This is a genomic window from Vibrio neptunius (assembly GCA_019339365.1).
Classification (GTDB): domain Bacteria; phylum Pseudomonadota; class Gammaproteobacteria; order Enterobacterales; family Vibrionaceae; genus Vibrio; species Vibrio neptunius.
The window spans coordinates 2,978,915-2,993,097 of sequence record CP079859.1 but is presented as its reverse complement, the minus strand read 5'-3'; the positions used below and the strand labels follow the sequence as shown (position 1 = coordinate 2,993,097).

The 14,183-nt window shown below is 45.5% G+C and carries 11 protein-coding genes and 1 pseudogene; 10 read left to right on the top strand and 2 right to left on the bottom strand.

The window, feature by feature from the left end; genetic code table 11:
- The first annotated feature begins 61 nt into the window (after positions 1-61).
- The 7 genes from KW548_13970 to KW548_13940 all read left to right on the top strand — a co-directional run bounded on the left by KW548_13970 (position 62) and on the right by KW548_13940 (position 6,968).
- Positions 62-985: a sugar ABC transporter permease gene (locus tag KW548_13970; protein ID QXX06199.1), complete on the top strand. Its 924-nt coding sequence runs from the start codon at positions 62-64 to the stop codon at positions 983-985.
- Positions 982-1,839, top strand: a complete 858-nt coding sequence (locus KW548_13965) for a carbohydrate ABC transporter permease (GenBank protein QXX06198.1) — start codon at positions 982-984, stop codon at positions 1,837-1,839. Before KW548_13970 ends, KW548_13965 begins: the two co-directional genes overlap by 4 nt.
- A gap of 5 nt (positions 1,840-1,844) precedes the next feature.
- Positions 1,845-2,960, top strand: coding sequence for a sn-glycerol-3-phosphate ABC transporter ATP-binding protein UgpC (ugpC, locus tag KW548_13960; GenBank protein QXX06197.1), 1,116 nt, complete (start codon positions 1,845-1,847; stop codon positions 2,958-2,960).
- A 488-nt stretch (positions 2,961-3,448) separates the two neighbouring features.
- Positions 3,449-4,444 (top strand): TRAP transporter substrate-binding protein, encoded by a 996-nt coding sequence (locus tag KW548_13955; GenBank protein ID QXX06196.1) that lies wholly within the window; start codon positions 3,449-3,451, stop codon positions 4,442-4,444.
- A gap of 111 nt (positions 4,445-4,555) precedes the next feature.
- Complete coding sequence (locus tag KW548_13950) at positions 4,556-5,227, top strand: TRAP transporter small permease (protein QXX06195.1); 672 nt, start codon at positions 4,556-4,558, stop codon at positions 5,225-5,227.
- 3 nt (positions 5,228-5,230) lie between these two features.
- Entirely contained in the window at positions 5,231-6,592 is a 1,362-nt protein-coding gene (locus KW548_13945) for a TRAP transporter large permease (protein QXX06194.1), read from the top strand.
- 142 nt (positions 6,593-6,734) lie between these two features.
- On the top strand, positions 6,735-6,968 hold the full coding sequence (locus tag KW548_13940; GenBank protein QXX06193.1) for a DUF2789 domain-containing protein: 234 nt from the start codon (positions 6,735-6,737) through the stop codon (positions 6,966-6,968).
- A gap of 43 nt (positions 6,969-7,011) precedes the next feature.
- Here the strand turns inward: KW548_13940 and KW548_13935 are convergent.
- Positions 7,012-8,338, bottom strand: a pseudogene (locus KW548_13935) (sigma-54 dependent transcriptional regulator).
- An 18-nt stretch (positions 8,339-8,356) separates the two neighbouring features.
- A complete protein-coding gene (locus tag KW548_13930; protein ID QXX06192.1) occupies positions 8,357-10,165 on the bottom strand; it encodes a GHKL domain-containing protein in 1,809 nt (602 codons plus the stop codon).
- Positions 10,166-10,676: 511 nt separating this feature from the next.
- Here KW548_13930 and tig point away from each other — a divergent pair.
- From tig to clpX, 3 genes are all read left to right on the top strand, one after another.
- Positions 10,677-11,981, top strand: coding sequence for a trigger factor (gene tig, locus KW548_13925; GenBank protein QXX06191.1), 1,305 nt, complete (start codon positions 10,677-10,679; stop codon positions 11,979-11,981).
- A gap of 105 nt (positions 11,982-12,086) precedes the next feature.
- On the top strand, positions 12,087-12,713 hold the full coding sequence (gene clpP, locus KW548_13920; protein ID QXX06190.1) for an ATP-dependent Clp endopeptidase proteolytic subunit ClpP: 627 nt from the start codon (positions 12,087-12,089) through the stop codon (positions 12,711-12,713).
- Between the two features lie 73 nt (positions 12,714-12,786).
- A complete protein-coding gene (gene clpX / locus KW548_13915) occupies positions 12,787-14,070 on the top strand; it encodes an ATP-dependent protease ATP-binding subunit ClpX (protein ID QXX06189.1) in 1,284 nt (427 codons plus the stop codon).
- Positions 14,071-14,183 lie beyond the last annotated feature (113 nt).

Below are 14,183 nucleotides of genomic sequence, written 5' to 3'. Positions count from 1 at the left end.
GAGCCTGCTTGTCCTTTCCTTCTAAGACTTACTTTCAGGGAAAGTGTCACAAGGATTCGTTATGGAGCATGTTTTGACTGGGTCAAAAAGTCAGTCTGTCTATAAGCCAAGCTTTGCTGACAGGCTACAAACCTGGCTGCCGAAGATCGTATTAGCACCGACCATGTTGGTTACTGTGGTGTGTATTTACGGTTACATCTTCTGGACTGCCGCACTATCTATGACCAACTCTCGATTTCTACCTAGCTTTAATTTTGTCGGTTTTACCCAGTACGAAAAGCTAATGGATAACGATCGTTGGATCACTTCGATTTCAAACTTAGGCATTTTTGGTCTGCTGTTTATGCTGGTCGCAATCGGTTTAGGTGTCGGTCTAGCAATATTGTTAGATCAAAATATTCGTCAGGAAGGGGCGATTCGTACTATTTATCTCTATCCGATGGCGTTGTCGTTCATTGTTACGGGTACGGCTTGGAAATGGATTCTAAACCCAGGTCTGGGCATCGAGAAACTGATGCACGACTGGGGATTTACAGACTTCAAATTCGACTGGTTGGTTGACTCTGATATGGCGGTCTATACCTTGGTCATTGCTGCGGTATGGCAATCTTCCGGTTTTGTAATGGCGATGTTCCTCGCGGGTCTTCGTGGTATCGATTCATCCATCATCAAAGCCGCTCAAATTGATGGTGCTAATCTGCCGACGATTTACGTGAAAATTATTCTACCTTGCCTGCGACCTGTGTTCTTCAGCGCGGTAATCATTACATCGCATATAGCAATTAAGAGTTTTGATTTAGTGACCGCAATGACGGCTGGGGGGCCAGGTTATTCTTCAGACCTACCAGCATTGTTTATGTATGCCCATTCATTTACGCGTGGTCAGATTGGTCTTGGTGCTGCCAGTGCCATGATGATGCTAGCCGGTATTCTTGCCATTCTGGTGCCTTATTTGTATTCCGAACTTAGGGAGAAAAAATCATGACCAATAACATGAATTTTGCTCGCCTGTTCATTTACTCAGCGCTGATTTTCTTCTGTCTGGTTTACCTGATGCCATTGTTTGTCATGGTCATCACGTCATTCAAAACCTTACCAGATATCAAAGCGGGTAATTTGATGAGCTTACCCAAAGAGTGGGTGTTTGATGCTTGGTATAAAGCTTGGGACGGAGCTTGCACCGGAGTGAAATGTGAAGGTGTGAAAGGTTATTTCTGGAACTCTTTCCAGATGGTGATACCTGCTGTAGCGATCTCAACCTTACTTGGCGCTTTCAATGGCTATGTTGTGACTAAGTGGCAGTTTCGTGGTTCGAACCTCTTCTTTAGCTTATTGCTGTTTGGCTGTTTTATCCCATTTCAGGTCATCTTGCTGCCTATGGCGGCGGTACTAGGAAAGTTGGGCTTAGCTAATACAACGGCGGGCTTGGTGACCGTTCACGTTATCTACGGTATGGCCTTTACGACGTTGTTCTTCCGCAACTTCTACATCAGCATTCCTGATGAGTTGATCAAAGCAGCGAAGCTGGATGGGGCGGGCTTCTTTACCATCTTCTTCAAAATCCTTCTGCCACTTTCAACGCCAATTATTATGGTGACTGTGATTTGGCAGTTCACATCGATCTGGAACGATTTCTTGTTTGGTGTGGTGTATTCAGGGTCGGACACACAGCCGATTACAGTAGCACTTAACAACCTAGTTAATACCAGTACAGGTGTGAAGGAATACAACGTGGATATGGCCGCAGCCATCATCGCAGCTCTACCGACGTTGCTGGTTTACGTGCTGGCAGGAAAATATTTTGTTCGTGGCCTGACCGCCGGATCAGTAAAAGGATAATCATAATGGCAACTTTAGAACTCAAACAGATCCGTAAAACCTACCCAAAAGCGGAACAGGAAACCCTTAAGGGAATCGATATCAGCATTGACTCGGGGGAGTTTTTGATTTTGGTTGGCCCATCGGGATGTGGTAAATCAACCTTGATGAATACCATTGCTGGCTTAGAAGGTATCAGTTCAGGTGAAATCGTGATTGATGGCCGCGATGTCTCAGTCGTGGAGCCAAAAGATCGTGACATCGCGATGGTTTTCCAGTCATACGCTTTGTATCCAAATATGACGGTGCGTGGCAACATCGCGTTTGGCCTTAAGATCCGTAAAATGCCTGACGCCGAGATCGATGCTGAAGTGCAGCGTGTGGCCGAGATGCTACAAATCGACCATCTGCTGGACCGTAAGCCATCACAGTTATCAGGTGGTCAGCGTCAGCGTGTTGCGATGGGACGAGCCTTAGCGCGCCGACCTAAGTTATATCTGTTTGATGAACCGCTATCGAATCTGGACGCAAAACTCCGTGTCGAAATGCGTCATCAGATCAAACGCCTTCATCAACAACTGAATACTACGATTGTTTACGTGACTCATGATCAGATTGAAGCGATGACTCTGGCTGATCGCATTGCAGTGATGAAAGATGGTGAATTGCAGCAACTGGGCACGCCTCATGAAATCTATAACACACCCAACAATATGTTTGTTGCCGGTTTTATGGGTTCTCCATCAATGAACTTCATTAAGACCATGGTTGATCTTGATGATGAGCAGCAGCCAGTGATTAAAGTTAAAGGTGGTAACGAACAGGAGCACCATATCCGTTTACCTAATTCAATGCGTGAGCAAGATGGTAAGGAAGTGGTGATTGGTTTACGCCCAGAGCACATTACTGAGAAAGAAAATCAGGAATCGAGCGCTACCACGCAACTTGATCTTCAACTTGAGGTTCTGGAACCCACTGGTCCAGATACTATCGCGATGATTAAGGTCAATGGTCAGGAGGTGGCATGTCGACTGTCTCCTGAGTTTGACGCTCGTGTTGGTCAGATTGCCCCTCTGCATTTTGATCTGTCAAAAGCGGTATTCTTTGATGCACAAACAGAACAAAGAATTGAGTTCCATTAATAAGATTGAACACGCTCCCAACCAGTACGGGGGAGAATCGGACTGGCTTGCTGTCCGAGTTGGGAGTGTGTTCGCCCTTAATTCGGCTATTTAAAAAACCTTTATTTAATAAAATGATCAATAGAAACTATGCTTTTAGCATCATCATGAATATGAAGTTCGTGTTTTTCTTGAGAGGGGAGTCAGTCTCCTTGCTGACTCTCAAATCTCATGTAATAAAAATGGCAGCATGGCGCTGCCATTTGTTTATCTAACGTTCGGGTAATGTTAAATATGTGTAAAATGACACATTCAAGAAGTTTCGATGTGTCACTTCCCACCCATTTTTATCTAACATATCTGTTTATCATTATTTTCCCGCATAGACCTGAATTTAATTCATTGAAATATAAAGATTAAATTTACTTTCATAAGTTGGCTTGGTTATTGCCCTTATAAATATATCAACACCCAGTGATGGGGTTGTTCTATTAACAAGGAGAAAAACAATGCTAAAGCCTTTGACCCTACTATCTGCTTCGATTCTCGCTGTAACGAGTTTTAACGCGGCCGCTAACTGTGACCCAGGTGAGACTGTGATCAAGTTCAGCCACGTGACGAATACAGATAAACACCCTAAAGGTATTGCGGCTTCACTACTGGAAAAACGTGTTAACGAAGAGATGAACGGAAAAGTGTGTATGCAGGTTTTCCCGAACTCGACGCTTTACGATGACAACAAAGTACTGGAAGCGCTTCTAAACGGTGACGTGCAACTTGCTGCCCCTTCTCTTTCTAAATTTGAAAAGTTCACCAAGAAATACCGTATTTTCGATCTGCCATTCCTATTCGAAGACGTTGACGCCGTTGACCGTTTCCAAAACTCAGAGTCTGGTGAGAAGCTGAAAAATGCAATGAAGCGTCGTGGTCTGCAAGGCTTAGCTTTCTGGCATAACGGCATGAAGCAAATGTCGGCAAACAAGCCACTGCTGTCACCTGAAGATGCGAAGGGTCTTAAGTTCCGTGTTCAGGCTTCTGATGTATTGGTGGCGCAGTTCGAGCAACTAGGCGCGAACCCACAGAAGATGTCGTTTAAAGAAGTGTATGGCGGTCTACAAACTAAGGTTATTGATGGTCAAGAAAACACGTGGTCAAACATCTACGGTAAGAAGTTCTTTGAAGTTCAGGACGGTATTACAGAAACCAACCACGGTATCCTAGATTACCTAGTAGTTACCTCGAATGACTTCTGGAAGAAACTACCAGCAGATCAGCGTGAGCAACTGAATACCATTATTCAGGAAGTCACTGCACAGCGTAATGCCGAGTCAGCGAAGGTGAACCTAGCGAATAAGAACAACATCATCGAAGCGGGTGGTGAAGTACGTACATTGACGCCTGAGCAGCGTCAGCAGTGGGTTACTGCGTTGCAACCTGTTTGGAAGAAGTTTGAAAAAGACATCGGCTCTGACCTAATCGAAGCTGCACTGGCTTCAAATCAGTAACACGATAATAAAAACATCCCTGACTATTGGCCCTCCGAATCGGGAGGAGGGCCTTTTTTACCCTGCAATACCTGTTGGGCGCTGCCAACGGGTGATCAAAGCGATGTAACTATGGAACAGTCAATTTTTGCCAGAATAGGAAAGGTGACAGATGCTATCGAGGAAACGCTGATTGCGTTTTTCTTGGGAGCAATGACACTGCTGACCTTTGCTAATGTAATTTTTCGATATGTCTTTAATGACAATATTCTTTGGGCTCTTGAGCTCACCGTTTTCCTTTTTGCCTGGATGGTTCTAGTCGGCGCGTCTTATGGCGTAAAAAAACACTTTCACATTGGTGTCGATGTCATCATCAACATGGCACCAGACCAACTGCGTAAAGTCTACGCGTTACTTGCAGCGGCTTGCTGTTTAGCATTCTCAATTCTTCTTCTGGTTGGTTCTTGGAACTATTGGTATCCGTTTGTCACTGAACGTGCTTGGTATGAAACCGACGATATTCCGATGCCAGAAATATTGCAGTTCCTAGCTGACTGGCTGAATGAAGGAGAGCGCTACGAAAAGCTTCCACGCTTTATTCCTTATATGGCGCTGCCGATTGGCATGGCGCTGATGACATTCCGTTTTCTTCAAATCACCGTACAAATCGCAACAGGTAAATTAGACCGCTTGATTGCAGGTCATGAAGCGGAAGAAGAACTTGAGGCGCTGAAAGAAGAGCTCAAAGACGCTGGTGAAGCGATGGAGCCGAAAAAAGCCGACGATAAGAGCAAGGAGAGCTAAACCATGGATATTTTGTTTTTATTCGTAATGGTGGTTGGCTTTATGCTGATTGGTGTGCCAATCGCTGTATCGCTTGGTCTATCGAGCATCCTGTTTTTGATGATGCACTCTGACGCTTCTTTAGCCTCAGTAGCCCAAACCTTGTTCAACGCGTTCGCCGGTCACTATACCTTACTCGCTATTCCATTCTTTATTTTGGCATCAAGCTTTATGTCGACAGGTGGTGTCGCTAAGCGAATTATTCGTTTTGCTATTGCAATGGTCGGTTGGTTCCGTGGCGGATTGGCGATGGCTTCTGTCGTCGCGTGTATGATGTTCGCCGCGTTATCAGGTTCGTCTCCGGCCACGGTTGTTGCCATCGGTAGTATCGTTATCGCAGGTATGATCAAAAACGGTTACTCCAAAGACTTTGCCGCTGGGGTGATTTGTAACGCAGGTACGTTAGGTATCTTGATTCCACCGTCAATCGTTATGGTTGTGTATGCCGCTGCGACGGACGTGTCGGTTGGTCGTATGTTCCTAGGCGGTGTGATTCCTGGTCTTCTGGCGGGTGTGATGCTGATGATTGCTATCTATATTGCCGCGCGCGTGAAAAATCTGCCAAAGCAGCCATTTGTTGGCTGGGGTGAAATGTTTGATGCCGCGAAAGACGCAAGCTGGGGGCTACTACTGGTTGTGATCATTCTAGGCGGTATCTACGGTGGTATTTTCACGCCGACAGAAGCTGCAGCGGTTGCAGCGGTCTATTCTTTCTTTATTGCGAATTTTGTCTATAAAGATATGGGGCCTTTCGCAGAGAAAGAAAATGGCAAGCCAGCCATCGTCAAGATCTTCCAAGCATTTGTCCATAAAGACACTAAGCATACGCTGTATGAAGCGGGCAAGCTGACTATTATGCTGCTGTTTATCATTGCAAATGCCTTGATTCTTAAGCACGTACTAACAGAAGAGCGCATCCCGCAGATGATCACTGAGTCGATGTTATCTGCTGGCCTTGGGCCGATCACCTTCCTAATCGTGGTTAATGTCTTGCTTCTGATTGGTGGTCAGTTTATGGAGCCGTCGGGTCTGCTGATCATTGTTGCTCCGTTGGTGTTCCCAATTGCGATTGCACTGGGCATCGACCCTATTCACCTTGGTATCATGATGGTCGTTAACATGGAAATAGGGATGATCACACCGCCTGTTGGGCTCAATCTGTTTGTAACGGCCGGGGTCGCTAAGATGTCGATGATGCAAGTGGTCAAGGCTGCGCTCCCTTGGGTGGCGGTTATGTTCTTGTTCCTCATTATCGTTACTTACGTACCATGGGTATCGACTTGGCTTCCGACGACGCTAATGGGGCCTGAAATCATCACCAAGTAAGTGTTTCCTCAGTGCTAATTAAAAAGCTTCACTGTCGATGTGAGGCTTTTTTTTGCTTGGAGCGATTGGGTCTATAGTTAGAGAGGAATAGTGACTGCAATTGTTGCTTAGTTTTTTGTTCTGAGAATCGAGTGAGGACATTATGGAAATGCACCAACACTCAATGCGTGATTTGTTTCAACAACTTGGATTAGCGAGCTCCGACGACAGCATTCGGGAATTTGTTAATCACCACAGTGGGCTGGTGGTCGGCACTGCACTGCATGAAGCCTTTTTCTGGTCGCCTTCACAGGCCGCGTTTCTGAAAGAAGCGATAGAAGAAGATGCTGACTGGGCAGAACTGGTCGATCAGCTCGATGTGATGTTGAGGACCTAAAGTCAAAAGCCAGCATCTGGTGCTGGCTTTATTATTACAGTGATTAATCGGTTTTGTAGTTGGCTTTGTCTAGCCCGTAACGTTGCATTTTGTCGTAGAGCGTTTTTCTCGCCAGACTGAGTTTATCCATGGTTTGTTTGATACTACCCCCAGACTCAAGTAAGGCTTGCTCTATTGCACTTTTTTTCGAACTCAGCCACTTGTGTTGCTAGTGAGAGTGGTTGAGTACTTTGCTCTGTGTTTTCTCCAAATTGAGTCAGCTTACCCAGCAAGACGAAACGTTCGGCGGCGTTTCTTAGCTCGCGGACATTACCGGGCCAGTCATGGCTTAAAAGCTGACTCAGTGCGCTGTTTGGAAACGCAGGGGCGCTTTTTCCATAGCGTGAAGCGGCAACCAACAGGAAGTGGTGGAACAGAGCTGCAATGTCTTCTTTGCGCTCTCTCAGTGCAGGCAAATCCAGCGTGACGATGTTAAGGCGGTAGTAGAGATCTTGACGAAATTCTCCTGCCTCTGCGGCTTTTTTAAGATCCACTTTTGTAGCGGCAATGACTCTTATATCCAGTGGTAACAGCTCATTCGAACCCACTCTTTCAATTACGCGTTCCTGAAGGACGCGTAATAGTCGAATTTGTGCCTGCATCGGCATGGACTCAATCTCATCAAGGAATAAGGTTCCGCCCTGAGCATGCTCAAACTTACCGATACGCTTAGTTTCTGCACCAGTAAATGCGCCTTTCTCGTGGCCATAGAGCTCACTCTCGATGAGGTTCTCAGGCACTGCGCCACAGTTGATGGCGACAAAGTTTGCGTCGCGTCTTGAACTTTGTTCGTGAATTGAACGAGCAACCAGCTCTTTGCCTGTCCCTGTTTCACCAAATAAGAGAATATCGGCGTCGGTATCGGCAATATGTGAAATGGTTTCTCTCAGCATTTGGATAGACGGTGTGTCACCTATGATCCTAGGGCCGAGGGTCTGGCTCGCTTTGAGACTGCGCTTGAGTTCCTGATTCTCGAGAGTGAGGTCACGCTTTTCCAATCCGCGTCGTGTGGTATCGATGAGCCGGTCGATGGGGAAAGGTTTCTCGATAAAATCATAAGCACCATTTCTGAGGGCGTTAACGGCCATGGAGATATCTCCATGGCCCGTAATGAGAATGACGGGAACATCTTTGTCCTGATGCAGTACCGTTGAAAGCAGGTTTTCACCGGAAAGACCGGGTAAGCAGATATCGGAAATAACCACTTTTGGCAAACCGTCCTGCTTAATGGCAAGAAGTGCATCTTCGGCACTGGAAAAAAATTGTGCGGATATTTCTTCTAACTCGAAGCTCTGCTCTATGGCTAAGCGAATATCGCTTTCGTCATCGATAAAAAAAGACGTCGTACATCAAGATTCCTTTGCGTTGTCTCTTACAGTCGAAACATGAAATGGTAACTGTATGGCAAACCTTGCTCCGCCATATGGCGAGGTTTCCACGGTTAACTGGCCATCCATTGCTTTAATGATCTGTTGGGAAATCGATAGGCCCAGACCCAAGCCATTTTTCTTCGTAGTAAAGAATGGCTCAAAGAGGTGCTTAGCTTGATCTATTTTAATCCCAGGGCCGTTGTCATCGATGTAGATCATGATCGATGCCTCTGTTTGTTCAGTGCGGAGTTCGACAATGCGCTCGTCCTGCTTTTCCACAGCTTGCGCTGCGTTGGTGATCAGATTAATCAAAACCTGTTCCAGCTGAATCGCATTGACCTCGGCCGCTGCTGTGGTGTGATTAAATTGCGTGGCGAATTCTACCCGATAAGACTTTATCTGAGGTGCAACCAGTTCCTTCGCTGAGAGCAGGATAGGTTCGATATCGAGAACACTTTTGTCGCTCGTGTCTGATTTACGCGTAAAGGATTTTAACTGATTGCTAATTTTTGCCATCCGGTCAGTCAATGCTGAGATTCGACTGAGATTATCGTCGACACGATCAAGTTTGTTCTTATCCAAAAAGCGGCGGCCATTGTCTGCAAAGCTTCGAATCGCGGCGAGTGGATTATTTAACTCATGACTGATACTGGCTGACATCTGACCGAGAACGGCAAGTTTAGCGGTTTGGATTAACTCGTCTTGTGTTTGACGTAGCATTTGTTCGGTGCGAGAACGCTCCAACACTTCGGCCTGTAATTCAGACGTTCGTTCAAGAACCAGAAATTCCAGCTTTTGCTTTGCTTCAGACTGCAATTGTTCAAACTGACGCTTTTTGAGATGTCTTTGATAGGTCAGTTGCAGTGTTAAAAATGCAATCACAAACAGCAGAGTCAGTATCAGGGCGAAACTTAGCGTAGACCAAAAAACCGTTATCTTTTCAGTCAAAACACGAATGGTAAGATCGAGCAAGGAAAGCGTGCGACTGGAGACAATGTAGTCGCCTTGTATCCAGCCGAGCAAATGATTTTCAAGCTCGGACTGGGCCTTATCGAGTTGGCCAACCAGCCCGAGAGATTTTATGTCTTTATCTAGGTATTGTCGGCTGTTGGAAATCTGATTCCGTTCCGCTTCTGTCAGAGTGAGCAGGCTTTTAAATAACCATTGTGGGTTGCTCGACATGAAAATCACGTCGTAGTTGTCAGTAGCAACAAACGTATTTTGTTTACCCTTCCAGTTCTTTTCGATTGCAGACAGGTCCATCTTGACCACAATAACGCCCGCTATTTCGCCCGCGTACACAACGGGGAATGAATAGTAGTAGCCTCTTTGCCCAGAGGTGGAGCCGAGCGCGAAATACTGGCTGGAGTTGCCTTTCACCGCTTCTGAAAAATAGGGGCGCCACGAAAAGTTTTTGCCAATAAACGAGCGCTCCAAATTCCAGTTGCTGGCCGCAATGGTGTTGCCGACCCGATCAATCAAATAAGTATCGGACGCTTGGATGATGTTATTGACGTTTTCTAGATAGCGGTTTGTGATGTCGAGTTGGGCTGGGTTGTCCGGCTGCATCAAGGCAGAAATTAGCTCAGTGTCTTTAGCCAGCAATTGAGGGAGGTGAGCGTATTTGTCGAGTCTTGAAGCAATATGGCTAGCAAAGCGATCGAGTTGTGCCTGATGTTCGTCGAGTAGTAAGTGATAGTGGTAATTCCATACCCACCGCGAGCCGACAATTAGGCAGAACAGGTAGAGAATAAACAGGTAGGCATTGGCTCGACGAAAAGGTGACATTACATTCCCTGTAACTGAGGTACTACTGATAACTTAGGGTAATGTTTTTTGTTACAGGTGTGTTTAGTTGTGTAACGAAAATGAGGAACAAAACCGGACTTGGATCTAGTTTTCTCGTTTAATTCAGAAAAAAGACTAGTTTCTCTTGAAAAACCGATTAACGTCCCCATTTCTGGAAGCGTTGGCTGCTTGATTGACCATTTTTTTAGCAGTTAACTGAGTTTTTAGGGTAAAGCCTGACCTATGTTAGGGATCGGCTCGACAGTGACCGATGAGGTCGGTAGAATGCTGCGTCTAAATTTTTATCCTGAGGCTAATCGGAGATACCTTTCACCCACTTGGTTGGAAAGATATCGCTAATTAGTCCGGTAACTGACTCGTTTGGTTATCGATACTCGATTTACGAAGAGTGCTCTTAGAGCGCATACAAGGATGGGTCCTTGCGCTGTCATAGCGATACAAGGGCACATAAGCTCAGCTCAGTCTGAGCCAGTTTTGAGGTTAATGAATAATGCAAGTTACTGTTGAAACGCTAGAGGGCCTAGAGCGCCGTCTAAACATTACTGTTCCTGCTGCTAACATCGAAGATGCTGTAACAGCTGAACTACGCAACATCGCAAAAAACCGTCGTTTCGATGGTTTCCGTAAAGGCAAGGTGCCTCTAAAAATGGTTGCGAAGATGTACGGCAAAGCAGTACGTCAAGACGTGATGGGTGAAGTGATGCAGCGTCACTTCATCGAAGCGATCGTTAAAGAAAAAATCAACCCAGCAGGCGCACCAACTTTCGCTCCAGTAGAGAGCAAAGAAGGTGAAGACCTAGTATTCAACGCAACTTTCGAAGTTTACCCAGAAGTTGAGTTGAAAGGTCTAGAGAACATCACTGTTGAAAAACCAACAACTGAAGTGCAAGACGCTGACGTTGAAGAGATGATCGAAACTCTACGTAAGCAACAAGCGACTTGGGCTGAAGTTGATTCAGCTGCTGAAGAAGGTACTCGTGCAACTATCGATTTCGTTGGTTCTATCGACGGCGAAGAGTTCGAAGGTGGTAAAGCTGAGAACTTCCCACTAGAAATGGGCGCAGGTCGCATGATCCCAGGTTTCGAAGACGGTATCACGGGTAAAACAGCGGGTATGGAATTCGATATCGACGTCACATTCCCAGAAGATTACCATGCTGAAAACCTAAAAGGTAAAGCCGCTAAGTTCGCGATCAAAGTGAACAAAGTTGAAGCTCGTGAGCTTCCAGAAATCAACGATGAGTTCGTTGCTAAGTTTGGTGTAGCTGAAGGTGGCGTTGACGCTCTTAAAGCTGAAGTTCGTAAGAACATGGAGCGTGAGCTTAAGCAAGCCGTTAAAAACCGCATCAAAGAGCAAGCGATTGATGGTCTTGTGAACGAAAATGAAATCGACGTACCATCTGCACTTATCGATCAAGAGATCGGTACACTACGTCAGCAAGCTGCACAGCGTTTTGGTGGCAACCCAGAAGCTGCTGAGCAACTTCCACGAGAGCTGTTCGAAGAGCAAGCTAAGCGTCGCGTAGTGGTTGGTCTTCTTCTAGGTGAGGTAATCAAGTCTGAAGAGCTAAAAGCTGACGATGAGAAAGTGAAAGCACTGATCGAAGATATGGCGACAGCATACGAAGATCCATCAGAAGTAATTGCTTACTACGAGCAAAACACTCAGATGATGGACAACATGCGTAATGTTGCTCTAGAAGAGCAAGCCATTGATGCTATCATCGCTAAAGCACAGGTTTCTGAGAAAGAAGTTAGCTTCAACGAGCTAATGAACCAACAGCAGCCAGCTTAATAAGCAATATCTTGCGTAGAAGGTTGACGGAACGTTAACTATTCTGCTAACAATGGTCCGTATGATGTTTATCATTCGGGCCATTTATTTTAGGGACATAAGAATATGAGCTACCAAGAAAAAAATGCAATGTCACCAATTTTAGACGCGCTAGTACCAATGGTGGTTGAACAAACTTCCCGCGGTGAACGTTCTTACGATATTTACTCTCGTCTATTAAAAGAGCGAGTGATTTTCTTAACAGGTCAAGTGGAAGACCACATGGCAAATCTTGTCGTGGCACAGCTGCTTTTCTTAGAATCCGAAAATCCTGATAAAGATATTTTCCTATACATTAACTCACCAGGCGGTAGCGTGACTGCGGGTATGTCTATCTATGACACTATGCAGTTTATCAAACCCAATGTGAGCACTGTGTGTATGGGACAAGCTTGCTCTATGGGGGCTTTCCTTCTTGCTGGTGGTGCTCCAGGCAAGCGTTATGTACTGCCAAATTCTCGCGTTATGATTCACCAGCCACTAGGCGGTTTCCAGGGACAGGCATCTGACATCCAAATCCACGCTCAGGAAATCCTGACTATCAAGCAGAAGCTGAATAAGTTACTTGCAGAACACACAGGCCAACCTCTTGAAGTTATTGAGCGTGATACTGACCGTGATAACTTTATGGCCGCAGAACAGGCGGTAGAATATGGTTTGGTCGATGCTGTACTGACTCATCGCGGTGAGTAATAATTGCCAGAGCATTTTGGCTATAATTGATATACACTCAGAACATAAAGAGTAAAGGCTAAGAGGTTAGCGAATGACAGACAAAAGCAAAGAGAGCGGTAGTAGTAAGCTTCTTTACTGCTCTTTCTGCGGCAAAAGCCAGCACGAAGTTCGCAAGCTAATTGCAGGTCCATCCGTTTATATTTGTGACGAATGTGTCGATTTGTGTAACGACATTATTCGTGAAGAGATCAAAGATGTTCTGCCTAAGAAGCAATCTGAAGCGCTACCAGTGCCAAGAGAGATTCGGGAACACCTAGATGATTACGTGATAGGGCAAGATTACGCTAAGAAAGTGCTAGCGGTAGCCGTTTATAACCACTATAAGCGTTTACGTAATGGAGATACGACAAGTGAAGGAGTGGAGCTTGGTAAAAGTAACATCCTTCTTATCGGACCTACAGGTAGTGGTAAAACGCTGCTTGCCGAGACGCTTGCGCGTTTCCTCGATGTACCATTCACCATGGCAGACGCGACTACGTTAACTGAAGCTGGTTACGTGGGTGAAGATGTCGAGAACATCATTCAAAAATTGCTGCAGAAATGTGACTATGACGTAGCAAAAGCAGAACGTGGCATCGTGTACATCGATGAGATCGATAAGATTTCACGTAAAGCTGAAAACCCATCTATCACACGTGATGTGTCTGGTGAAGGTGTTCAGCAGGCGCTACTTAAACTGATTGAAGGCACAGTAGCTTCTGTGCCACCTCAAGGTGGTCGTAAACATCCACAACAAGAGTTCCTTCAAGTCGATACTTCCAAGATTTTGTTTATCTGTGGTGGTGCATTTGCTGGTCTAGACAAGGTAATTGAGCAACGCGTAGCAACTGGTACGGGCATTGGCTTTGGCGCGGAAGTGCGTTCTAAAGATGAAACCAAGACTGTCGGTGAGTTGTTTACACAAGTAGAGCCAGAAGATTTGGTGAAGTATGGTTTGATTCCAGAGTTCATTGGCCGTCTTCCTGTGACGACAACATTGACAGAGCTGGATGAAGAAGCGCTTATCCAAATTCTATGTGAACCAAAGAATGCACTAACGAAGCAATATGCAGCGCTCTTTGAGCTCGAAGACTCAGAACTTGAATTCCGTGAAGACGCTTTGCGTGCTATTGCGAAAAAAGCGATGGAACGTAAAACGGGCGCACGTGGATTGCGTTCAATTTTAGAGGGTGTTCTGCTTGAAACTATGTACGAACTGCCGTCTATGAATGATGTGAGTAAAGTTGTGATCGATGAGTCTGTAATCAATGGTGAGTCTGAGCCATTGCTCATTTACAGCAACTCAGATAACCAGGCTGCTGGTGCTGAATCCTAATCAGATTCACATAAATTAATGAATAATTTAAGGAGGTAATCATTTACCTCCTTTTTTTTATTCTTTCATTGAATCCAACCAATTAGCCCCCATATACTGCTCATAGGACTAAG

Bases quoted from the DNA above. Each gene is read 5' to 3' on its own strand.
- KW548_13965 (QXX06198.1), top strand. From the start codon at position 982: ATGACCAATAACATGAATTTTGCTCGCCTGTTCATTTACTCAGCGCTG.
- KW548_13950 (QXX06195.1), top strand. From the start codon at position 4,556: ATGGAACAGTCAATTTTTGCCAGAATAGGAAAGGTGACAGATGCTATC.
- KW548_13945 (QXX06194.1), top strand. From the start codon at position 5,231: ATGGATATTTTGTTTTTATTCGTAATGGTGGTTGGCTTTATGCTGATT.
- KW548_13940 (QXX06193.1), top strand. From the start codon at position 6,735: ATGGAAATGCACCAACACTCAATGCGTGATTTGTTTCAACAACTTGGA.
- KW548_13970 (QXX06199.1), top strand. From the start codon at position 62: ATGGAGCATGTTTTGACTGGGTCAAAAAGTCAGTCTGTCTATAAGCCA.
- tig (QXX06191.1), top strand. From the start codon at position 10,677: ATGCAAGTTACTGTTGAAACGCTAGAGGGCCTAGAGCGCCGTCTAAAC.
- clpP (QXX06190.1), top strand. From the start codon at position 12,087: ATGAGCTACCAAGAAAAAAATGCAATGTCACCAATTTTAGACGCGCTA.
- KW548_13930 (QXX06192.1), bottom strand. From the start codon at position 10,165: ATGTCACCTTTTCGTCGAGCCAATGCCTACCTGTTTATTCTCTACCTG.
- KW548_13955 (QXX06196.1), top strand. From the start codon at position 3,449: ATGCTAAAGCCTTTGACCCTACTATCTGCTTCGATTCTCGCTGTAACG.
- clpX (QXX06189.1), top strand. From the start codon at position 12,787: ATGACAGACAAAAGCAAAGAGAGCGGTAGTAGTAAGCTTCTTTACTGC.
- ugpC (QXX06197.1), top strand. From the start codon at position 1,845: ATGGCAACTTTAGAACTCAAACAGATCCGTAAAACCTACCCAAAAGCG.